Below are 20,534 nucleotides of genomic sequence, written 5' to 3' on the forward strand. Positions count from 1 at the left end.
CCCGGTCAACGCGAGGAGCGGCGGTTGATCGAGCCCTCGGACGCCAGGTCCTTGAGGTCGTCCTTGCTCGGGTTGGATGTCAGGACGATGTCGGTGGCGCGCCGCCATTCGGGCGTATCCTTGTCGAGCTTTTCGCGGGCGCGCATGGCGAAGACCCGCGCCTGGGTCGCATCGCCCGTCGCGAAGAAGTATTCGCCTGTGGCCAGGCGGGCGAGGCCCTCCTTGCCCTGCTTGTCGTAGGCCTGGGCCAGGATCCGCCAGGCGGTGGCGTTGTCGTGTTCCTGGGTCAGGGCCTTGCGCAGTTCGCCGACGCCTTCCTCGACCTTGGCCTTGTCCTCGAGCGCGATCAGGGTCTGGCCGAGATTGATGCGCAGCAGCGGCGCGTCGGGCTTCAGTTCGACCGACTTGCGCTGCGGGGCCTCGGCCTCCTGGGCGCGACCGAACTCGAACAGCACCTGACCCTTGAGTTCCCAGAGGTAGGGGTTGTTCGGCTGCTCGGCGAGCAGGGCGTCGATCAGCTTCACCGACTGATCGGGCTGCTTCATCTGATAGTAGGCGATCGCCCGGGCGTAGCGCGCCGGATAGGACTTGTCCTTCTCGTCGTACTTGGTGATGGCGATGGTCGGGTTGATGAACCCGTCGAGCTTCGCCTTCATGATCGCGTGCTCGGAGATCGCTTCGGGCGTGTCCGGAGTGTCGTAGTGGGCGTTCTGTTCGACCCGGTGGCGAAGCGCCTCGATCCGCGAGGACGACAGCGGGTGGGAACGGAAGTAGGCGAAGCGGCGCGCTTCCTGGAAGACTTCCTGGTAGCGGAAGTTGTCGAAGAACTCGACGAGGCCCTTCCCAGAGAGGCCGGCGCGTTCGAGGATCGCAGCGCCCGCCTGGTCGGCGCGGCTTTCCTGTTCGCGGCTGTAGCCCATGGCGCCCAGGGTGCCGAAGTAGCTGGCGCTGCCAATCAGACCGGCGGCGCCTTCGCCCGAGCCGGCGAGGGCGGCGAGCACGCCCAGGCCCATGGTCAGCAGGAACGGCTTCATGCCGGCCGAAGTCATCTCGCCCGAGCGGGCCGAGTGGCCGGCGGCCAAGTGGCCGACTTCGTGGGCGATGACGCCCTGAAGCTGATTGGGATTTTCCGATTCGAGGATCAGGCCGGTGAAGACGCCCATGGTGCCCGGGCCGGCGAAGGCGTTGAGGTCCTTCGAGCCGATCAGCAGGATCTCGATCGACTTGGAATCGACGCCGGCGGCCTTGAAGATCGGTTCGGAGTCCTTGCGGAGAATCTCTTCGATCTCGGTGTCGCGAATGAGCGACATGCTCTCTTCGGCCCGGACCGGCGCGGCCTGCAGCGTCAGGCTTAGCGCCGTCACAGCGGCCAGAGCGATTCTCGAGACCGAACGGGCAGGGGACACCATGCCGAACAACTCCAAGCGCCCCCCGCAAAGCCCCAGTGTTCGAAGCCTAACGCGCTTCCGACGGACTGGAAACCGGCTCGCTGGGCGCGAGCCGGTTTCCTTTGTCACAGCCCAGGGTTAGCCCCGGCGCCACCAGCCCTTCTTCGGGACGGGCGGCGGCGCGACGATCTCGTTCGGATCAGGCTCACGCGAGACGGGCGCAGGCGCCGATTCCGGCTCCGGAGCGGGTTCGGGCGCGGCTTCAACGACGGTTTCGACCGGCGCGATCTCGACCGGGGCGGACTCGATCACCGGCTCGGCGGCGGCCGCTTCAGCCGCGGCGGCGGCCTTGGTGCGACGCGCGCGCGGCTTCTTGGCGGGCTTGGCCTCCGGCTCGGCGGCGACAGGCTCGGCGACGGGTTCCGGTTCGGCGACAGCCTCCACGACCTCGACGACCTCGACCGCCTCGGGCGCTTCGGCGGCGACCTCGGCTTCGGCCGCCTCGGCCTTGCCGCGACCGCGACCACGGCGCGAGCGGCTCTTCTTCGGCTTGTCCTCGACCGCAGGCAGTTCGACCCAAACGTCCAGTTCGACGTGGGGCTGGTCGTCGCTCACGCTGGGCGCGGGAGCGAGCGCCTCGGCCGCGGCGGCCGGAGCCGGAGCGACGTCATTGGCCGGCGCGGGAGCCGGAGCACGGGCCGAGGGGAAGTCTTCCGACGGGTCGTGCCAGACGAAGGGATCGTCGCCATACGGCACCCAGGGCCGGGTCCAGGCGAACATGTCCGCCGGACGACCGTCGTCGCGCATCCGGCGACCGCCGCGGCGACCACGACGACGACGGCGTCCGCCGTCGTCGGCCTCGTCGCGCGCCTCACGGGGCTCGCGAGGCGGCTGTTCACCGCCCTCACGGGCTTCGACCGGCTCGCCGTCGCGCCGACCGCGGCGGCGGCGGCGGCGGCCGCGACGGCCGTTGCGATCGTCGCCTTCGGCCTCATGGTCTTGGAAGCGCTGCTCGGCCTCGTCGTCGTCGGTGGCCTCGCGCTCGATATCGGCGTCTTCTTCGTCTTCCTCGACGTCTTCTTCGTCCTCGAAGGCTTCGTCGTCGAAGTCGTCTTCAACCGGCTGATAGGGCTGCAGCGGGACGTGATGCACGGCCGCATGCTCGGGCCGGGTCTCGCTGGCCGTGCGTTCGATCTCGTGATCGGCGTGGGCCAGGGCGTCGTCGATCACGATGGTGATGAAGAGGCCCAGGCTCTCGTGGATGCGCGCCAGGTGGTTGCGCTTCTCGTTGAGGATGTAGAGGCCGACGGCGCGCGGCAGCTTCAGGGTGGCTTCGCCGCCGCCCTTCAGGGCCTCGATCTCGACAGCACGCAGGGCCGACAGGGCGCTCGACTCGACCGAGCGCACGCGGCCGGTGCCGGCGCAATGTTCGCAGACGTGCGTGGTGCCTTCCAGCACGCCGGAGCGGCGGCGCTGGCGGCTGATTTCCATGAGGCCGAAGGTCGAGATCTTGCCCATCTGGACGCGGGCGCGGTCGTCCTTCAGCGCGTCTTTCAGCTTCTTTTCGACGGCGCGATTGTTCTTGCCTTCATCCATGTCGATGAAGTCGATGACGATCAGGCCGGCCAGATCGCGCAGGCGCAGCTGGCGGGCGGCCTCTTCGGCCGCTTCCATGTTGGTCTTGAGGGCGGTGGCCTCGATGTTCCGCTCACGCGTCGCGCGGCCGGAGTTCACGTCGATGGCGACCAGGGCCTCGGTCTGGTTGATCACCAGATAGCCGCCCGAGCGCAGCGGCACGACCGGCGAATAGATCTGCGAGAGGTGGTCTTCGACCCGGTGCTTGACGAACAGCGGCGTCGCTTCGCGGTACGGCTGAACCTTCTTGGCCTGGGACGGCATCAGCATGCGCATGAATTCACGCGCTTCCTTGAAGCCGGCCTCGCCCTCGACCCAGACCTCGTCGATGTCCTTGTCGTAGAGGTCGCGGATGGTCCGCTTCACCAGATCCTCTTCCTCATAGATGAGGGCGGGGGCCACGGAATGCAGGGTGGTGTCGCGGATATTCTCCCACAGGCGCAGGAGGTACTCGTAGTCGCGCTTGATCTCGGCCTTGGTGCGCTTGGCGCCGGCGGTGCGGACGATCAGACCCATGCCGTCCGGCACATCCAGGCTCTGGACCACGCCCTTCAGGCGCTTGCGGTCGGTGGCCGCGGTGATCTTGCGGCTGATACCGCCGCCGCGGGCCGTGTTCGGCATCAGGACGCCGTAGCGGCCGGCCAGCGAGAGGTAGGTGGTCAGGGCCGCGCCCTTGTTGCCGCGCTCTTCCTTGACGACCTGGACCAGCATGATCTGCCGACGGCGGATCACTTCCTGGATCTTGTAGCGGCGCATCAGCCGGCGGCGGCGACGCGCGACTTCTTCTTCCATGACGTCGTCGTCGTCGGCGTCGACGGCGTCTTCGTCCTCGTCGTCGCCCGAACGGGCGCGCGATTCGACCTCGTCCTCATCGTCGGCCTCTTCGCGCATCAGCGCTTCGCGGTCGGCGACGGGGATCTGGTAGTAGTCGGGGTGGATTTCGTTGAAGGCCAGGAAGCCGTGGCGATTGCCGCCGTACTCGATGAAGGCAGCCTGCAGCGACGGCTCAACGCGCGTCACCTTGGCGAGATAGATATTGCCTCTGAGTTGTTTGCGGTTCTGGCTCTCGAAATCGAATTCTTCAACACGCGGTCCGTCGACCACCACGACACGCGTCTCTTCGGCGTGTGCGGCGTCGATCAACATCTTCTTGGACATCAAGTACGTCTCCGAGGCGCGCCGCGAGCTCTCGGCTCGGGCGCCGCCGGTCTGTCAGGAGGGCGCGCACGCCACCGCCCATCGCAATGCCGAAACCGGCAAGGCGGGCGGTAGGCCGAAATTGGGCTCGAGCGGCGCTGCCCATTGGTGTGTTCCCAGGCGCGCCTAACGTTAAGCGCGGATCGGATGGCGCGTGGTCGCCGAAAGTGGCGAAGCCGACGCGGGGTTGTGTCGCGCGGGCCGCAACCTTGCGACGCAAGGCGCGCACGGTCCAGCGCGGGCGGACATTGCAACACTGGAGGCGAAAAGGAAAGCCGCCGCGCCGCAATGCGATAGCGTAAGGAGACGGTTAACCGTTTGTCCACGCCACTGCCGTCTATATGGGTATGACTGTATAGAATGTGTAACGGGGCTGCGCGTATGGGCGGCAGGTTCAGGATCGGCGGACGAAGCGTGCTGGCGGCTGTCGGCGCGGTGGTTTGCTGCCTGGCGATCGTCGCCGGAGCGCAGGCCGCAGGGGCCAAGGCCGACATTCTCAAGGTGCGCCTGGGCGGCGACCGCGCCGAAACCCGCATCGTCATCGATCTCGACAAGTCGGCGACCGGCAAGGTCGCTTCCGACGGGCAGGACGACCGGCGAGTCGTCGTGAACCTGCCCGGCGTCTCCGTCGACAGCCAGTTGCAGGGCGGCGGACTCGGTTTGGTGAAGGCCTGGGTCGTGGACGACGCCGCCAGCGGCGCGCGCCTGCGCATCGATCTGGCCGAAGACGCGGTGATCAAGCGCCGCTTCCTGCTGCCGCCGGCCGACGGCGTCGCCAACTATCGCTATGTGATCGATCTGGCCTCCAAGGCGCCGTCGACCGCGAAGGTCGCCCAGGCGTCGGCCGGTCCGCGCTTCATCTCCGCGCCGGTCAAGTCGACCAAGGCCGCGCTGCCGCTCAAGAAGGTCATCGTCATCGACGCCGGCCATGGCGGCAAGGATCCCGGAACCAAGGGCGCCGACGGCAACGAGAAAGACGTCACCCTGGCCGCGGCGCGGGCGCTGAAGAGTCAGTTGGAAAAGAGCGGCCGCTACAAGGTCGTCATGACCCGCGACGCCGACGTCTATGTCGACCACGCCGTGCGCGTGCAGATCGCGCGCCGGGCCGATGCGGACCTGTTCATCTCGCTGCACGCCGATTCCGGCACCGACCCGTCGCTGCGCGGCGCGAGCGTCTACACGCTCGCCGACCGCGCCACCTCCCGCTCGGCCAAGTTCGTCAGCAAGGACGATTGGTTCATGCAGGCCGGGAGCCATGGCGATCATGGGGTTTCGACCATTCTGCTGGACCTGACTCAACGCATGACCCGCAACCGCTCGGCGACCTTCGCCGAGGTGCTGCTCGAGCGGGTCAGCGACCATCAGCCGCTGCTGCGCCGCAGCCACCGCGAGGCGGGCCTGGCCGTGCTGCTGGCCCCGGACGTTCCGGCCGTGCTGCTGGAAATGGGCTTCCTGACCAATGCCGCCGACGAGGCGGTGCTGCGCGATCCGGGCAAGCGCACGCGGCTGATGGGCTCGGTCGCCGAAGCGATCGACGACTATTTCGGCCAGCCCACCAAGCTCGCCTCGAACTAACGGCGCCGCGCCACGCCGACGCAGGGCCGTTGGCGCCCGGCGCGATGCACGCTAGACCAGCCTGAGCGGACGGGGCGCGCCCCGCGGAGGTCGGTCAGTTTGAAGCCCCCCGAGAGATGGATCGCGATCGCCGGGGTGACCGTGCTGAGCGCAGTTGCGCTGGCCGGATTCGCCATCGCCATCTATGCCGCCTGGCTGTTCCACGACATGCCCGACGCCTCGGACCTGGCTGACTATCGTCCGCCCACGGCGACGCGCGCCTACGCCTGGGACGGGGTGCTGATCGGCGAGTTTTCGCGCGAACGCCGCATCTACGTGCCGTACGACAACATGCCCCCGCAGCTGGCCCAGGCGTTTCTGGCCGCTGAGGACCGCAACTTCTTCAGCCACGGCGGCGTCGACGCCATGGGCCTGACCCGGGCGATGATGAAGAACGTCATGAACGCGGTGAACGGCCGCCGCCTCGAGGGCGGTTCGACCATCACCCAGCAGGTCGCCAAGAACGTCCTGCTGACCAGCGACGCGACGGTCGGGCGCAAGCTCAAGGAAGCCATCCTTGCCGGGCGTCTGGAGCAGACGCTGAACAAGGAGCAGATCCTCGAGCTCTATCTGAACGAGATCTGGCTCGGCTATCGCTCCTATGGGGTCGGTGCGGCCGCCTACAACTACTTCGGCAAGTCGATCAGCGACCTGACCCTGGCCGAATGCGCCTATCTGGCCTCGCTGCCCAAGGGCCCCGACAACTACCATCCGATCCGCCGCAAGGCGCAGGCCATGGCCCGCCGCAACTGGGTGCTGGACCAGATGGCCGAACTGGGCTGGGTCAGCCGCGCCGAGGCCGAGGCCGCCAAGCGCGAGGACCTGAAGGTTCAAAAGGCGCCGACCCGGGCCAAGTACCGCGACGCCGACTTCTTCGTCGAGGAAGTGCGCCGGCGGGGCCTGGCGACGATGGGCCAACGCCTGAACGAGGGCGGCTACTACATGCGCACCACCCTCGATCCGCAGCTGCAGACGGCTGCGCGGGTGGCGCTGATGAACGGCCTGGAACAGTACGACCGTCGCCATGGCTGGCGCGGCGCCTGGGGCCACGTCGACACCGCCGAGGGCTGGGAAGCGGTCGCCAAGCAGAAGAGCCCGCCGTCGGAACGGCGCGGCTGGCGTGCGGCGCTGGTCACCGACGTCTCGGGCGGGAACGTCCGGGTGCGCGTGGCCGGCGAGGGGACCACCGGCTCGATCGTCGGGCAGGACGTGGCCTGGGCGCGGGCCGGCAAGGGCCTGCGGTCCGGCGACCTCGTATATGTCGAACCGGTCGAGGGCGGTTCTGGCTTGCGGCTGCGGCAAATTCCGGCGGTCAACGGCGCGCTAGTGGCGATGGAGCCCTATTCCGGCCGCGTGTTGGCGATGGTGGGCGGCTACTCGTTCTCGCTGTCGAACTTCAACCGTGCGACCCAGGCGATGCGCCAGCCCGGCTCGGCGTTCAAGCCGATCGTCTATGCCGCGGCGCTGGAGAACGGCTACACGCCGTCGAGCGTGGTGATGGACTCGGCGATCACCCTGCGCGGCGCCGGCGGCCAGAACTGGACGCCTGAAAACTACAACCGCCGCTACTATGGCGCCCTGACCCTGCGTCGCGGCCTGGAGCTGTCGCGCAACGCCATGACGGTGCGCCTGGCTCAGGGCGTCGGCATGCGCAAGATCAGCGACCTAGCCGTCAAGATGGGCGTCGCCAAGCGCATGGACAATGTGCTGGCCATGGCGCTCGGCGCCGGCGAGACGACGCCGTTCAAGTTGACGGCGGCCTATGCGTCGTTCGTCAACGGCGGCCGACGGATCGATCCGCACCTGATCGAGCTGGTCCAGGACCGTAACGGCGAGACCATCTTCCGCGCCGACAAACGCGACTGCCCGCGCTGCCTGGCCGGCTTCAACGGCGACGAGAGCCCGCGGATCGCGCCCGGCGGCGAGCAGGTCATGGACCCGATCACCGCCTATCAGGTGACCTCGATGCTGCAGGGCGTGGTCCAGCGCGGCACGGCGACCTCGGCCCTGGTGCTGAACCGCCCGGTCGGCGGCAAGACCGGGACCACCAACGAGTACCGCAGCGCCTGGTTCGTCGGCTTCACGCCGCAGATCGTGGCCGGCGTGTTCGTCGGTTTCGACGACAACCGCAGCCTGGGCGAGGGCGAGACCGGCACCCAGGCCGCGGTGCCGATCTTCATCGAGTTCATGCAGGCGGCGACCAGGGACCTGCCGAAGGACGAGTTCAAGGCGCCGAAGAACGCCAAGTTCGCGACCGTGCGCGGCATCCGCGAAGCGTTCCGCCCGGGCACTGAACCGAAGGTGATCTTGGCGCCGGCGGGCGGGATGCCGGTCGACGGACCCCAGCCCTACAACCAGGTCTGGCCGGACGGACAGCTGACCAGCCCTGCGCCGGCGGCCGCCCCGCCGCCGAAGAAGCAAGACGACATGAGCGGGCTCTACTAGCCGCCCGCCATTGTCAGGCGGGCGCGCCCGCGCTATCTGCCGCGACTTCCAGAATTTTTCTGGTTCGGAGATTCCCATGAGAGCGGATGTCGAGGCCTCCAAGGCCGACATCGAGCAGTCGATCGAACTGCTCAGGAGGCGACTTTGACTGGGAACCGGCCCTAAGAAAGCTCGATGAGCTGAATGCGCGCGTCGAAGACCCCACCCTCTGGGACGACGCCGCCGCCGCCCAGGCGATCACCCGCGAACGATCCAAGCTGGCCGCCTCGGTCGAGGCGGTGCAGTCGCTTGAGCGCGACCTAGCCGATGCGATCGGTTACGCCGAAATGGCCGACGAGGAGGGCGACGAAGCCACCCTCAACGAGGCCCGCGAACAGCTGAAGGCCATCAAGGAGCGCGCCGCACGCGCCGAATTGGAAGCGCTGCTGTCCGGTGAAGCCGACGGCAACGACGCCTTCATGGAAATCAACTCCGGCGCCGGCGGCACCGAGTCCAACGACTGGGCCGGGATGCTGATGCGGATGTACACCCGCTGGGCCACCGCTCACGGGATGAGCGTCGATTTCCTCGAAGAGACCTCGGGCGAGCAGGCCGGCATCAAATCGGTCACCCTGCAGATCAAGGGGCCGAACGCCTATGGCTGGCTGAAGACCGAAGCCGGGGTCCATCGCCTGGTGCGGATTTCACCCTATGACGCCGCCGCCAAGCGCCACACCAGCTTCGCCTCGGTCTGGGTCTATCCGGTGGTCGACGACACCATCGAGATCGAGATCAACCCGGCCGACGTGCGCACCGACACCTACCGCGCCTCCGGCGCGGGCGGTCAGCACATCAACAAGACCGACTCGGCCGTTCGCCTGACGCACGCCCCGACCGGCGTGGTGGTGGCCTGTCAGAGCGGCCGCTCGCAGCACCAGAACCGCGAAGAAGCGTGGAAGATGCTGCGCGCGCGGCTCTACGAGCTGGAGCTGCAGAAGCGCGAGGCCGAGGCCGCCGCCCTGAACGAGCAGAAGACCGATATCGGCTGGGGTCACCAGATCCGGAGCTACGTGCTGCAGCCGTATCAGATGGTGAAGGACCTGCGGACCAACGTCGAAACCTCCGACACCCAAGGGGTGCTGGACGGCGACCTCGACGAGTTCATGGGCGCCTCGCTGGCGCAGCGCGTCGGCAACACCCGCGAGGGGGCGGGGGCCTAGCCCCCTCCCGCCTCTTCTTCCCCCGCTCTCCGGCGTCCGCCGCACGGCGACGTTTGCATTCGCGCACGGATCGGCGTTCGATCGCGAACGGAGGCGCGTGATGCAGAAGGTTCATTGCGAGTGGGGGCTGAAGGGCGTCGAGTTGCTGCGCGACCGCGTCGCAGTCGTGGTGATCGTCGATGTCTTGTCGTTCTCGACGGCGGTCGATGTGGCGGTCCATCGTCAGGCGCGGATCCATCCCTTTCCTTATGGCGACGAGGACGCCGCCCGGGCCGAGGCCGAGCGGGTGGGCGCACGGCTGGCGGCCAGCCGCAAGGCTGGCGGGCAGCTGAGCCTTTCGCCCGCCAGCCTGATGAAGCTCAATCCGGGCGAGCGGCTGCTGTTGCCGTCGCCGAACGGTTCGCGGCTGTCGCTGGCCTGCGGCCGGGCGACGGTGATGGCCGGCTGCCTGCGCAACGCCGCGGCGGTGGCGGCCAAGGCGGTGAGCCTCGCCGAAGGGCGGGACATCGCGGTCATCCCGGCCGGAGAGCTATGGCCTGACGGTTCGCTGCGCCCGGCGATCGAGGACCTGCTGGGCGCCGGGGCGGTGATCGAGGCGATCGGCTTCGACGGCGAACCCGAGGCGGTCGTCGCACGCCATGCGTTCCTGAGCGCGCGCCCGCACCTGGAAGCGACCCTGCGGACCTGCCGCTCTGGCGTGGAGCTGATCGAGAAGGAACACGCGCTCGACGTCGATATCGCCGCCGAGCTGAACGTCAGCCACTGCACGCCGCTGCTGAAGAACGGCGCCTACGAGAACGTCGCCTAGCCGTCAGGCGCTCTGGACTTCCGGCTCGGGCGCGGCGAGGGCGACCGGGGCAGGGCGCTGGAACTTCAGGCTGCGGCCCTGGAAGAAGGCGCCGGTCTCGACCGACAGCTGCTCGTGGGTGATGTCGCCGTCGACATAGGCGGTGCCGAACAGGCGAACCTGCTTGGCGCTGACGGTGCCGATGATGCGGCCGCGGATGTCGACGCTCTCAGCCTGGACCGAGCCTTCGATATGGCCGGTGTCGCCCAGGGTCAGGCGGCCGACGCGCACATCGCCGCGGATCACGCCGTCGACGTGCAGTTCGCCTTCGCCGACGATGCCGCCTTCGAGGGTCAGGTCCTGGCTGATGAGGGAGGCGGGCTTGGGGGCCTTGCGTTCGCTAGTCGCCGACAGGGACGCGTCGGAAGTCTTCTCGGGCTTAGCCGCCTTGGAGAACATAATCGCCAGCCTTTACGAAACGCGACGGGTTCTGGGCCCTACCATTGACCCAGACCTCGTAATGCAGGTGCGGCCCGGTGGACCGGCCCGTGGAACCCATGCCGCCGATCCGGCTGCCGACGGTCACGCGCTCGCCCGGGCGCACGCCGATGGCCTGCAAGTGGGCGTAGCGGGTTTTGAAGCCGCGGCCGTGGTCGATCTCGATGGTGTTGCCGTAGCCCGAGCGGACGCCGGTGAACGACACCACGCCCGGCGCGGTCGAGTAGATCGGCGTGTTGGTCGGGCCGGCGAAGTCGAGGCCCGAATGGAACGCGGGGCGGCGGGTGAACGGGTCGAACCGCACGCCGTAGCTGCTGGTCTGGGCCGCGGCCGTGGTCGGGCGGGCAAAGGGCAGCTTGGCGGCGGCGTCGACCAGCGCGCCGGCCTCGGAAAGATTGGTCGCCGCATGCTGGATACGTTCGGCGAAGTCTTCGTCGACGTCGAGCACGGCGGCCAGGGCGCGCGGATCCTTGGCCTCGATCAGGGGGCCGCCCAGGGAGCCGCCCTTGGGCACGTAGGAGGACGGCGTCAGGCCGGCGAGGCGGAAGGCCAGACGCAGCCGGTCGGCGCGGGTCTTGGCGAAGTCGTCGGCGGCGTCGATCAGGCGTTCCTGGCCCGCGCGCACCAGTTCGATGCGGCGCAGGGGGCCGACTTCGGCCGAGGCGCTGGTGGCCTTGGCGATGGCCGGGGCGAGGGCGGCCTGAGCGCCTGGCTGGCCCTTGAACTCGGTCAGCAGCATGGCGAGCGCGGCGTGGCGGTTCTCGACGCTGGCGGCCAGGGCGCCGATGCCGCCCTCGGCCTGGTTCAGCTGGACCATGGCGCTGTTCAGGCGCGCTTCACGGTCGGCGACGAGGCGTTCGGACTTGGCCTGCATGCGGGCCAGCTGCTGGTCATGGCTGGAGACAGCCATGGCGTTGACCATCATCGCCGCGGTGCTGACGCCCATCCAGAGGGCGCCGGCCGCGACCCCGCCGGCGATCGCCATCTGGCGGCCGGTGGTCAGGACGAAGGAACGCATTTCACCGCCAGAGCGGATGTAGAGGTGCCGCTCTGGGAACAGCTCTACAAGCGATCGGCGAAGGCGCGCGAAGCGTGTCATTCTCACCGTATCGGCTACGAACTCGGGGGAACGGCGCGATATGCAATGAGAATTGGCGCGCGTGCAAGCGTCTTCACGCTGCAACGTACGCGGGCCGAGCGGCGAACAAGTTTCGCTGATCGTGGTTAACAGGGCCTGAACGGCCACGCTAGATCACGAGGATGGGAGGCTCCGAACCTTGGCTGGATAAAGGGTCGGCGCGACAAATCTACAACAGCGGGCGAGGCCGGCGGTTCCGTCGCTCCCGCGTGTCAGGGCGTCGCGCTGCGGCGAGCGGCCGCAGCGCGTCAAGCTTAACAATCAAAGGGACTGAGCGGCTTTCAGCACCTCGGCGGCATGGCCCGGGACGCGGACCTTGCGCCAGATCCGGGCCAGCTTGCCGTCCGCGCCGACCAGGAAGGTCGAGCGTTCGATGCCCATGTACTTGCGGCCGTACATGTTCTTTTCGACCCAGGAACCGTAGGCCTCGATCATCGCGCCTTCGGGGTCCGACGCCAGCGGCACGGCGAGGTCGTACTTGGCTGTAAACTTCGCGTGACTGGCGACGCTGTCCTTGGAAACGCCGAGCAGGGCGACGCCGGCCTTGGCGAAGTCGGCGGCCAGGACGGTGAACTCCTGGGCCTCCTTCGTGCAGCCGGAGGTGTCGTCCTTCGGATAGAAATAGACGACCAGCGGCTTGCCGGCGAAATCGGCCAGCTTCACCGGGCCTTGGGCGCCCTGCAGTTCGAAGTCGGGGGCGCTTGCGCCCTCGGTCAGTGCGGACATGACGGTGCTCCTTAGACCGGCTTCACCAGGACGATCTTCTTCTTGCCGGCCGCCAGCTTGACCACGCCGTCGACGAGGTCGGCGTTGGTGATCATGCGGCCGGCGTCCGCCTCGGCCTTGTCGTTGACCCGCAGGCCGCCGCCCTGGGCCAGGCGGCGCGCTTCGCCGCGCGATCCGGCCAAGCCGGCGTCGGTGGCCAGAGCCGCCAGCATGATCCCGGCTTCGAGCTCGGCGGCCGGCACCTCGTGGGTCGGCATGTCGCCGGACACCGAACCGACCTCAAAGGCCACGCGCGCGGCCTCGGCGGCGGCGGCGGCGGCCTCCTCGCCGTGCAGCATCCGCGTGGTCTCGTTGGCGAGGGCCTTCTTGGCCTCGTTGATGTCGGCGCCCTGCATCGCCTCGTAGCGGGCGATCTCGTCCAGCGGCATGTCGGTGAACAGGCGCATGAAGCGGCCGACGTCGGCGTCCTCGGTGTTGCGCCAGAACTGCCAGTAGTCGTACGGGCTGCGCATGTCGGCGTTGAGCCAGACCGCGCCGCCGACCGTCTTGCCCATCTTCTGGCCCGAGGCGGTGGAGAGCAGCGGTGTGGTCAGGCCGAAGGACGGCTTCTGGTCGACGCGGCGGATCAGCTCCACCCCGTTGACGATGTTGCCCCACTGGTCCGAGCCGCCCATCTGCAGCAGACAGCCGTGGCTCCGCTCGAGTTCCAGGAAGTCGACCGACTGCATCAGCATGTAGTTGAACTCGAGGAAGGTCATCGGCTGCTCGCGTTCGAGCCGCGCCTTGACGCTGTCGAAGGCCAGCATGCGGTTGACCGTGAAGTGAACCCCGTAGTTCCGCAGGAATTCGACATAGCCGAACTTGGACAGCCACGTGTCGTTGTCGAGCATGACCGCGTCGGTCGGCCCGTCGCCGAAGGTCAGGAAGCGCTGGAAGGTGCCCTTGATGGTGGCGATGTTGTCCTGGATCTGATCGTGGGTGAGCAGCGGGCGCTGGCCGTCCTTGTCGGTCGGGTCGCCGACCTTGGTGGTGCCTCCGCCCATCAGCACGATCGGCTTGTGCCCGGCCTGCTGCAGCCGGCGCAGCATCATGATCTGGATCATGTGACCGACGTGCAGCGACGCGGCGGTGGCGTCGAAGCCGATGTAGGCCGTGATCGCGCCCTTGGCGGCCGCTTCGTCCAACTCGGCCGGGTGGGTGATCTGATGAATGTAGCCGCGCTCCTGCATGGTGCGCAGGAACTCGGACTTGAACGGCTGTTCGGACATGGGGCGTTCTTCTGGCGTCGGGGATTCAGAGGCGCGCTCTAGCACGCGATTGTCTGCAAGTTCGAGGGACATCTGACAGGCTCCTAGGCGGCTGCTGGCCGGAGACCGTCTTTTCCTTGGGTGCGGGCGCCGACCGTTACGGGTGGCGCAAGAGATCGTTCCGCGCCTGCTCTAGGGCAGGCGGTAATAGCGGCCGGCGATGGATGCGCGGGTGATCATGGGCTCTAGCTACGGCCCGCACGCCGTGGCAGTCAAGCTGGCATGCGAGTTCTAGGCTTCATGACCGGCACGTCCCTCGACGCCTGCGACATGGCGATCCTGGAGACCGACGGCGAGACGATCTTCGCCTTCGGGCCGGCCGGCGAGCGAAAGCTGAGCGAGGAAACCCGCGCGGCGGTGCTCGAGGCGACCCATGCGGCGATGGCCTGGGAGCGGGGCGAGCCGGAGCCGGACTCGTTCGCGCCGGCGGCCGAGGCGGTGGCGCGCGAGCACTTCGCCGCGGCCGAGGAATTCCTGGCGCAGAACGGCCTGACTTGGTCCGACATCGACCTGATCGGCATGCATGGCCAGACGGTGCTGCACGAGCGGCCGCAGGACGGCGCCGTCGGGCGCACGGTGCAACTGGGCGACGCCCAGTGGCTGGCCGATGCGAGCGGCGTGCCGGTGGCGTTCGACTTCCGCACCGCGGACGTCGCGGCGGGCGGCGAGGGCGCGCCTCTGGCGCCGATCTATCACCTGGCGCGGGCCCAGAGCGCGGGTATGTCCGCGCCGCTGGCGGTGCTGAACGTAGGCGGGGTGGCCAATGTCACCTTCTGGTCGGGCGGCGAGGACATCGCCGCCTTCGACACCGGCCCCGGCAACGGCATGATCGACCTGCTGATGCAGTCGCGCGGCGCCGGCCGCTTCGACGAGGGCGGCAAGTACGCGAGCGTCGGCAAGGCGGACGAGGTGGTGCTGAGCGGGCTGCTGGCGCATCCCTACTTCCAGGCCCCGCCGCCGAAGTCGCTGGACCGCTACGACTTCTCGCTGGAGCCGCTGGAGCCGCTGCGGCTGGAGGATGCGGCCGCGACCCTGGTGGCGTTCACGGCCGAGGCGCTGAAGCTCGGCTTCGGGGTCATGGGCGGATCGCCTACCGAGCTGATCGTCTGCGGCGGCGGGCGGCGCAATCCAACCCTGATGGCGGCGTTCGCCGAGCGGCTGGACGTGCCGGTGACCACGGCCGAGGATCACCGCTGGCGCGGCGACTCGATCGAGGCCGAGGCCTTCGCCTATCTGGCGGCGCGCACCGCGCGGGGGCTGCCGATCTCATTTCCCAAGACCACCGGCGTCGCTGCGCCGATGACTGGCGGGCGTATCGTCCGCCCGAACCGCTAGAGTTTAGGAGCTTACATGTCGAAACGGGTTTGGCTGGCGGGCGTCGCCGCGGCGGTGGCGATGACGGGGACTGCGTCGGCTCAGGAAGCGCCGGCCGCCAAGCCCTACGACGCGGCGGTGTTCGCCCAGGCCGCGGCGCTGCAGCCGAAGGTGATCGCCTGGCGGCGGGACTTCCACGAGCATCCGGAGCTGTCCAACAGCGAGGTCCGCACCGCCAAGATCGTCGCCGACCATCTGCGCAAGCTGGGCTTTGAAGTCCGCACCGGCGTCGGCAAGACCGGCGTGGTCGGCATCCTGAAGGGCGGCAAGCCCGGCAAGGTCGTCGCTCTGCGGGCCGACATGGACGCGTTGCCGGTGGCCGAGCAGACCGGCCTGCCGTTCGCCTCGAAGGCGACGGGCAAGTATCTCGGCCAGACGGTGCCGGTGATGCACGCCTGCGGCCATGACAGCCATGTGGCGATCCTGATGGGCACGGCCGAGATCCTGGCCGGCATGAAGGACCAGATCGAAGGCACGGTGGTCTTCATCTTCCAGCCGGCCGAGGAAGGCCCGCCCCCGGGCGAGGAGGGCGGCGCGCCGCTGATGGTCAAGGAAGGCGTGCTGACCAACCCGAAGGTCGACGCGATCTTCGGCCTGCACGCGTTCCCCGGCCCGGTGGGCATGCTGGTCTGGCGTCCGGGCCCGATGATGGCCGCCTCGGACCGCTTCGAGATCCATCTGAAGGGCAAGCAGGCGCACGGTTCGATGCCGTGGCAGGGCATCGACATGTCGTCGCTGACCGCCGACATCGTCACCGCCTTCAACCAGATCACCTCGCGGCAGATCAACGTCTCGAAGACGCCGACGGTGCTGACCATCGCCACCCTGCAGGGCGGCATGCGCTACAACATCATCCCCGAAGACATGACCATGACCGGGACGCTGCGGACCTTCGATCCCGGCATGCGCACCGATGTCATGGCCCGCGCCGACAAGGCGGTGGCCTCGATCACCGAGCGCTACGGCGCCAGCGGTAAGATCGACTGGGGCCAGCCCAACCCGGTGACCGACAACAACCGCGCGCTCTCGGCCCAGATGAAGCCGACCCTGACCCGCGCCGCTCAGGGCAAGGTCGCCGACGACATCGACTACATCATGGGGGCCGAGGACTTCTCATACTTCCAGAAGGAAGTGCCGGGGTTCTTCTACCACCTCGGCGTCGGCAACCCGAAGGGCGGCAACCACTCGCCGTTCTTCGACGTCGACGAGAAGGCGATGGAGACCGGCGTGCGCGCCCAGGCGCTGCTGGCGCTGGATTACCTGGCGGCGAAGTAGCCAAAGAAAAAGGCCGGGGCGTGAGCTCCGGCCTTTGAACTTTCTGCGCTGGGCGCCCGATCAGATCGGGTCGGCCTCGATGCGCTTGTCGAGATAGGCGCCGACGCGCTTTTCGACCTCGGGAAGGTGTTCGGCCCAGAAGTGGCTGGCCCCATCGACGACCTCGTGGTCGATGACGATGCCCTTCTGGGTGCGCAGCTTGGAGACCACGCGCTCGACCTCGACCGGCGGGACGACGGTGTCGGCGCCGCCGTGCAGGATCAGGCCCGAGGCCGGGCAGGGCGCCAGGAAGCTGAAGTCGTACATGTTGGTCGGCGGCGAGACGCTGATGAAGCCGTCGGTCTCAGGCCGGCGCATCAGCAGCTGCATGCCGATCCAGGCGCCGAACGAGTAGCCGGCGACCCAGCACTGCGAGGCGGCGGGGTTGGTCGACTGCAACCAATCGAGCGCGGTGGCCGCGTCGGCCAGCTCGCCGATGCCCGAATCGAACTCGCCCTGGCTGCGGCCGACGCCGCGGAAATTGAACCGCAGGGTCGAGAAGCCGCGCTTCATGAACAGGTGGAAGAGTTGCACCGCCACCGGGTGGTTCATCTGCCCGCCAGCCTTGGGGTGCGGGTGCAGGATCAGCGCAATTGGCGCCGTCGGGCTCTTGCCCTGGGTGTATCGACCCTCGATCCGCCCGGCCGCGCCGGTCAGAACCACTTCTGGCATGCCATTCCTCTCGTCAGGCGCGGCGTCCGAATACTTGACTAACGCGCTCGGTCTTCCTAAGTCGCGACCGTCGGCCGGTTCCGGCGACAAGCCCCGTGCAAGCGGGGGCCTGTAACATATGGGACCCGGCAAATGCTCGAAAAAAAGCAATCGGGCTGCTGAGAGCTTCAAGGAGCGCTATGCGCCTTTCGACCAAGGGACGTTATGCGGTGATGGCCATGGCCGACCTCGCGCGCCGTCAGGCCGCGTTGGCGGAAGGCGATCGCGCCGTCACCCTGGCTGAAATCGCCGCCCGGCAACAGATTTCGCTCTCGTACCTGGAACAGCTGTTCGCCCGTCTGCGCCGCCGGGGGCTGGTCAAGAGCCTGCGCGGTCCGGGCGGCGGCTACCGCCTCGCCAAGAGCGCCGAAGAGACCAACATCGCCGACATCGTCCTGGCCGTCGACGAGCCGCTGCGCGCCACCCGCTGCGGCGTGCAGGGCAAGGGCTGCATGCTGAAGGGCGAGCGCTGCATCACCCATGACCTCTGGGAGGACATGGGCCGGCACCTGCACAGCTATCTGGCCTCGGTCAGCCTGGCCGACCTGGTGAACGGCCGCTTTGCGCCGCACGAGGCCGCTGCATGAGCGGGGTTTACCTGGATTACAACGCCACCGCGCCGGTGCGCCCGCAGGCGGCTGACGCGGTCGCGCGCGCCTTCGCGGTCGGCGGCAATCCGTCTTCCGTTCACGCCAGCGGCCGCGCCGCGCGCGCCATCGTCGAGGACGCCCGCAACGCCGTCGCCGCCCTGATCGGCGGTCCGGCCTCCACGGTGGTGTTCACCTCGGGCGGGACCGAGGCCAATGCCCTGGCGATCGACAGCGCCGTGGCGACCGGATCGAAGCGCCTGATCGTCAGCGCCATCGAGCACGACAGCGTGCTGGAGAGCGCCAAGGCCAGCGGCGCGGCGGTCGAACATCTGCCGGTGACGGCGGACGGCGTCGCCGACCTCGCGTGGCTGGCGGAGCGCCTGGGGCGCTGGGACGCCGCTGACGGGCGGCCGTTTGTCGCGCTAATGCACGCCAACAACGAGACCGGCGTCATCCAGCCGGTGCGCGAGGCTTCTGAGATCGTGCGCAGCGCCGAAGGCTGGCTGCACGTCGATGCGATCCAGACCGCCGGCAAGATCATCACCGACAGCCGCGCTCTGGGCGCGGACACCCTCGTGGCGTCGGCCCACAAGCTGGGCGGGCCGCAGGGCGTTGGCGCCCTGACCTTCGGGCCGCGCGCCACCCTGGTGCGCCGCCAGCACGGCGGCGGGCAGGAGCGTGGGCGTCGGGCTGGCACCGAGAACGTCGCCGGCATCGCCGGATTCGGCGCCGCGGCCCTGGCCGCCCTGCGCGACCGCGACATCGACGCCGCCTGGCGTGACGCCGCGGCCGAGCGCCTGAAGGCGTCCGGCGCCGTGGTGATCGGCGAGGCCGCGCCGCGGCTGGCCAACACCCTCTGCGTGGCGACCCCCGACTGGGGCGCGGAGTTGCAGGTGATGGCGCTGGACCTGGCCGGGATCATGGTCAGCGCCGGATCGGCCTGTTCATCGGGCAAGGTGAAGGCCAGTCACGTGCTGACCGCCATGGGCCTGACCGACCTCGCCGGAAGCGCGATCCGCGTCTCGGGCGGCTGGGCCACCAAGGAAGAAGACTGGGCGGCGTTCGCGACCGCCTGGGAGCAAGTTCAGTCCCGTCACGCCGCGCGTCGCCGCGCGCCGGCGGCGTGAGGAGGTAAGAGTATGGCCGCCGTCAAGCAGACCGTCGAACACGTCGAAAGCCTGGAAAAGTACAAGCACGGCTTCGTCACCGAGATCGACCAGGAGTTCGCGCCCAAGGGGCTGTCGACCGACATCGTGCGCTTCATCTCGGCCAAGAAGGACGAGCCGGAGTGGATGCTGCAATGGCGCCTGGACGCCTTCGAGCGCTGGCAGGCGATGGACGAGCCGACCTGGGCCAAGGTCGACTTCCCGCCGATCGACTACCAGGATTCATATTACTACGCCGCGCCGAAGGGCAAGGACGGCCCCAAGAGCCTGGACGAAGTCGATCCCGACATCCTGGCGACCTATGAAAAGCTGGGCATTCCGCTGCGCGAACAGGAAGTGCTGGCCGGCGTGCAGGGCGCGCCGCGCTACGCCGTCGACGCCGTGTTTGACAGCGTCTCGGTGGTGACCACCTTCAAGAAGGAGCTGGCCGAGGCCGGGGTGATCTTCTGCTCGATGAGCGAGGCGATCCGCGAGCACCCGGAGCTGGTCCAGAAGTACCTGGGCTCGGTGGTGCCGGTCTCCGACAACTACTACGCCTGCCTGAACGCGGCGGTGTTTTCGGACGGCAGCTTCGTCTACGTGCCGCCCGGCGTGCGCTGCCCGATGGAGCTGTCGACCTATTTCCGCATCAATGCCGAGAACAGCGGGCAGTTCGAGCGCACGCTGATCATCGCCGACAAGGGCGCCTACGTTTCCTACCTGGAAGGCTGCACCGCGCCGATGCGCGATGAGAACCAGCTGCACGCCGCGGTGGTCGAGCTGATCGTGCTGGACGACGCCGAGATCAAGTACTCGACCGTGCAGAACTGGTACCCCGGCGATCCGGAGACCGGGAAGGGCGGCATCTACAACTTCGTCACCAAGCGCGCCGACTGCCGCGGCGACCGCTCGAAGGTCTCCTGGACCCAGGTCGAGACCGGTTCGGCGATCACCTGGAAGTATCCGTCCTGTGTGCTGCGCGGCGAGGGCAGCGTCGGCGAGTTCTATTCGATCGCGATCACCAACGGCCGCCAACAGGCCGACACCGGCACCAAGATGATCCATCTGGGCGCCAATTCGCGGTCGCGGATCATCTCCAAGGGCATCAGCGCCGGGAAGTCGTCGAATACCTATCGCGGCTTGGTCTCGGCGCACCCGAAGGCCAAGGGTTCGCGCAACTTCACCCAGTGCGACAGCCTGCTGATCGGCAAGGCCTGCGCCGCCCACACCGTGCCCTATGTCGAGGCGCGCAACGGCAGCAGCGTGTTCGAACACGAGGCCACGACCACAAAGCTGTCCGAAGACCAGCTGTTCTACGCCATGCAGCGGGGGCTCTCGCAGGAAGAGGCCGTGCAGCTGCTGGTCAACGGTTTCGTCAAGGACGTACTGCAGGAGCTGCCCATGGAATTCGCCGTGGAAGCCCAGAAGCTCGTCGCCATCTCCCTTGAGGGCTCCGTCGGATGACC

The 20,534-nt window shown here is 68.3% G+C and carries 16 protein-coding genes; 9 read left to right on the forward strand and 7 right to left on the reverse strand.

Annotation, left to right across the window (positions count from 1 at the left end; genetic code table 11):
- Positions 1-5: 5 nt before the first annotated feature.
- Together AC1Q87_RS02505 and AC1Q87_RS02510 are read right to left on the reverse strand one after the other, a co-directional pair.
- Entirely contained in the window at positions 6-1,409 is a 1,404-nt protein-coding gene (locus tag AC1Q87_RS02505) for a M48 family metalloprotease (protein ID WP_492607430.1), read from the reverse strand.
- Between the two features lie 117 nt (positions 1,410-1,526).
- Entirely contained in the window at positions 1,527-4,181 is a 2,655-nt protein-coding gene (locus AC1Q87_RS02510; RefSeq protein WP_492607431.1) for an Rne/Rng family ribonuclease, read from the reverse strand.
- Positions 4,182-4,634: 453 nt separating this feature from the next.
- Between AC1Q87_RS02510 and AC1Q87_RS02515 the strand changes: the two genes are divergently transcribed.
- The 4 genes from AC1Q87_RS02515 to AC1Q87_RS02530 all read left to right on the forward strand — a co-directional run bounded on the left by AC1Q87_RS02515 (position 4,635) and on the right by AC1Q87_RS02530 (position 10,286).
- Entirely contained in the window at positions 4,635-5,795 is a 1,161-nt protein-coding gene (locus AC1Q87_RS02515; RefSeq protein WP_492607432.1) for an N-acetylmuramoyl-L-alanine amidase family protein, read from the forward strand.
- 99 nt (positions 5,796-5,894) lie between these two features.
- Positions 5,895-8,279 (forward strand): penicillin-binding protein 1A, encoded by a 2,385-nt coding sequence (locus AC1Q87_RS02520; protein WP_492607433.1) that lies wholly within the window; start codon positions 5,895-5,897, stop codon positions 8,277-8,279.
- 76 nt (positions 8,280-8,355) lie between these two features.
- A protein-coding gene (gene prfB, locus AC1Q87_RS02525) for a peptide chain release factor 2 (protein ID WP_492607434.1) occupies positions 8,356-9,478 on the forward strand; the annotation gives its coding sequence in 2 pieces (ribosomal slippage) (positions 8,356-8,424 and positions 8,426-9,478; 1,122 coding nt in all).
- 100 nt (positions 9,479-9,578) lie between these two features.
- Entirely contained in the window at positions 9,579-10,286 is a 708-nt protein-coding gene (locus AC1Q87_RS02530) for a 2-phosphosulfolactate phosphatase (protein ID WP_492607435.1), read from the forward strand.
- Between the two features lie 3 nt (positions 10,287-10,289).
- On the opposite strand, the gene AC1Q87_RS02535 is transcribed toward AC1Q87_RS02530, so the two are convergent.
- From AC1Q87_RS02535 to tyrS, 4 genes are all read right to left on the reverse strand, one after another.
- Positions 10,290-10,724, reverse strand: a complete 435-nt coding sequence (locus AC1Q87_RS02535) for a bactofilin family protein (RefSeq protein WP_492607436.1) — start codon at positions 10,722-10,724, stop codon at positions 10,290-10,292.
- A complete protein-coding gene (locus AC1Q87_RS02540; protein ID WP_492607437.1) occupies positions 10,705-11,868 on the reverse strand; it encodes a M23 family metallopeptidase in 1,164 nt (387 codons plus the stop codon). The genes AC1Q87_RS02535 and AC1Q87_RS02540 overlap by 20 nt, the downstream gene beginning before the upstream one ends.
- A gap of 294 nt (positions 11,869-12,162) precedes the next feature.
- Positions 12,163-12,627, reverse strand: coding sequence for a peroxiredoxin (locus AC1Q87_RS02545; protein WP_492607438.1), 465 nt, complete (start codon positions 12,625-12,627; stop codon positions 12,163-12,165).
- An 11-nt stretch (positions 12,628-12,638) separates the two neighbouring features.
- On the reverse strand, positions 12,639-13,967 hold the full coding sequence (gene tyrS / locus AC1Q87_RS02550; protein ID WP_492607439.1) for a tyrosine--tRNA ligase: 1,329 nt from the start codon (positions 13,965-13,967) through the stop codon (positions 12,639-12,641).
- Between the two features lie 189 nt (positions 13,968-14,156).
- On the opposite strand from tyrS, the gene AC1Q87_RS02555 reads away from it, so the two are divergent.
- Together AC1Q87_RS02555 and AC1Q87_RS02560 are read left to right on the forward strand one after the other, a co-directional pair.
- Entirely contained in the window at positions 14,157-15,269 is a 1,113-nt protein-coding gene (locus AC1Q87_RS02555) for an anhydro-N-acetylmuramic acid kinase (protein ID WP_492607440.1), read from the forward strand.
- A 15-nt stretch (positions 15,270-15,284) separates the two neighbouring features.
- Positions 15,285-16,583 carry an amidohydrolase gene (locus tag AC1Q87_RS02560; protein WP_492607441.1) on the forward strand — a complete coding sequence of 433 codons (1,299 nt, stop codon included), beginning with the start codon at positions 15,285-15,287 and terminating at the stop codon, positions 16,581-16,583.
- Between the two features lie 60 nt (positions 16,584-16,643).
- Here AC1Q87_RS02560 and AC1Q87_RS02565 read toward each other — a convergent pair whose 3' ends face one another.
- Positions 16,644-17,294 carry an alpha/beta hydrolase gene (locus tag AC1Q87_RS02565; RefSeq protein ID WP_267233802.1) on the reverse strand — a complete coding sequence of 217 codons (651 nt, stop codon included), beginning with the start codon at positions 17,292-17,294 and terminating at the stop codon, positions 16,644-16,646.
- 179 nt (positions 17,295-17,473) lie between these two features.
- Between AC1Q87_RS02565 and AC1Q87_RS02570 the strand changes: the two genes are divergently transcribed.
- From AC1Q87_RS02570 to sufB, 3 genes are read left to right on the forward strand one after another with little or no spacing between them, the layout of a single operon-like run.
- The gene (locus AC1Q87_RS02570) at positions 17,474-17,920 is read left to right on the forward strand and encodes an Rrf2 family transcriptional regulator (protein WP_492607442.1); all 447 of its coding nucleotides are present in this window, start codon (positions 17,474-17,476) and stop codon (positions 17,918-17,920) included.
- Positions 17,917-19,050, forward strand: coding sequence for a cysteine desulfurase family protein (locus tag AC1Q87_RS02575; protein WP_492607443.1), 1,134 nt, complete (start codon positions 17,917-17,919; stop codon positions 19,048-19,050). The genes AC1Q87_RS02570 and AC1Q87_RS02575 overlap by 4 nt, the downstream gene beginning before the upstream one ends.
- A gap of 12 nt (positions 19,051-19,062) precedes the next feature.
- Positions 19,063-20,532 carry a Fe-S cluster assembly protein SufB gene (gene sufB, locus AC1Q87_RS02580; protein ID WP_492607444.1) on the forward strand — a complete coding sequence of 490 codons (1,470 nt, stop codon included), beginning with the start codon at positions 19,063-19,065 and terminating at the stop codon, positions 20,530-20,532.
- Positions 20,533-20,534 lie beyond the last annotated feature (2 nt).

This window comes from Phenylobacterium sp. GW823-FHT02A09 (assembly GCF_058797775.1).

What these genes read in the sequence shown, in the direction of transcription:
- AC1Q87_RS02505 (WP_492607430.1), bottom strand. Translation starts at nt 1,409, where the DNA reads ATGGTGTCCCCTGCCCGTTCGGTCTCGAGAATCGCTCTGGCCGCTGTG.
- AC1Q87_RS02560 (WP_492607441.1), top strand. Translation starts at nt 15,285, where the DNA reads ATGTCGAAACGGGTTTGGCTGGCGGGCGTCGCCGCGGCGGTGGCGATG.
- AC1Q87_RS02530 (WP_492607435.1), top strand. Translation starts at nt 9,579, where the DNA reads ATGCAGAAGGTTCATTGCGAGTGGGGGCTGAAGGGCGTCGAGTTGCTG.
- sufB (WP_492607444.1), top strand. Translation starts at nt 19,063, where the DNA reads ATGGCCGCCGTCAAGCAGACCGTCGAACACGTCGAAAGCCTGGAAAAG.
- AC1Q87_RS02545 (WP_492607438.1), bottom strand. Translation starts at nt 12,627, where the DNA reads ATGTCCGCACTGACCGAGGGCGCAAGCGCCCCCGACTTCGAACTGCAG.
- AC1Q87_RS02565 (WP_267233802.1), bottom strand. Translation starts at nt 17,294, where the DNA reads ATGCCAGAAGTGGTTCTGACCGGCGCGGCCGGGCGGATCGAGGGTCGA.
- AC1Q87_RS02570 (WP_492607442.1), top strand. Translation starts at nt 17,474, where the DNA reads ATGCGCCTTTCGACCAAGGGACGTTATGCGGTGATGGCCATGGCCGAC.
- AC1Q87_RS02510 (WP_492607431.1), bottom strand. Translation starts at nt 4,181, where the DNA reads ATGTCCAAGAAGATGTTGATCGACGCCGCACACGCCGAAGAGACGCGT.
- AC1Q87_RS02535 (WP_492607436.1), bottom strand. Translation starts at nt 10,724, where the DNA reads ATGTTCTCCAAGGCGGCTAAGCCCGAGAAGACTTCCGACGCGTCCCTG.
- AC1Q87_RS02575 (WP_492607443.1), top strand. Translation starts at nt 17,917, where the DNA reads ATGAGCGGGGTTTACCTGGATTACAACGCCACCGCGCCGGTGCGCCCG.
- AC1Q87_RS02555 (WP_492607440.1), top strand. Translation starts at nt 14,157, where the DNA reads ATGCGAGTTCTAGGCTTCATGACCGGCACGTCCCTCGACGCCTGCGAC.
- tyrS (WP_492607439.1), bottom strand. Translation starts at nt 13,967, where the DNA reads ATGTCCCTCGAACTTGCAGACAATCGCGTGCTAGAGCGCGCCTCTGAA.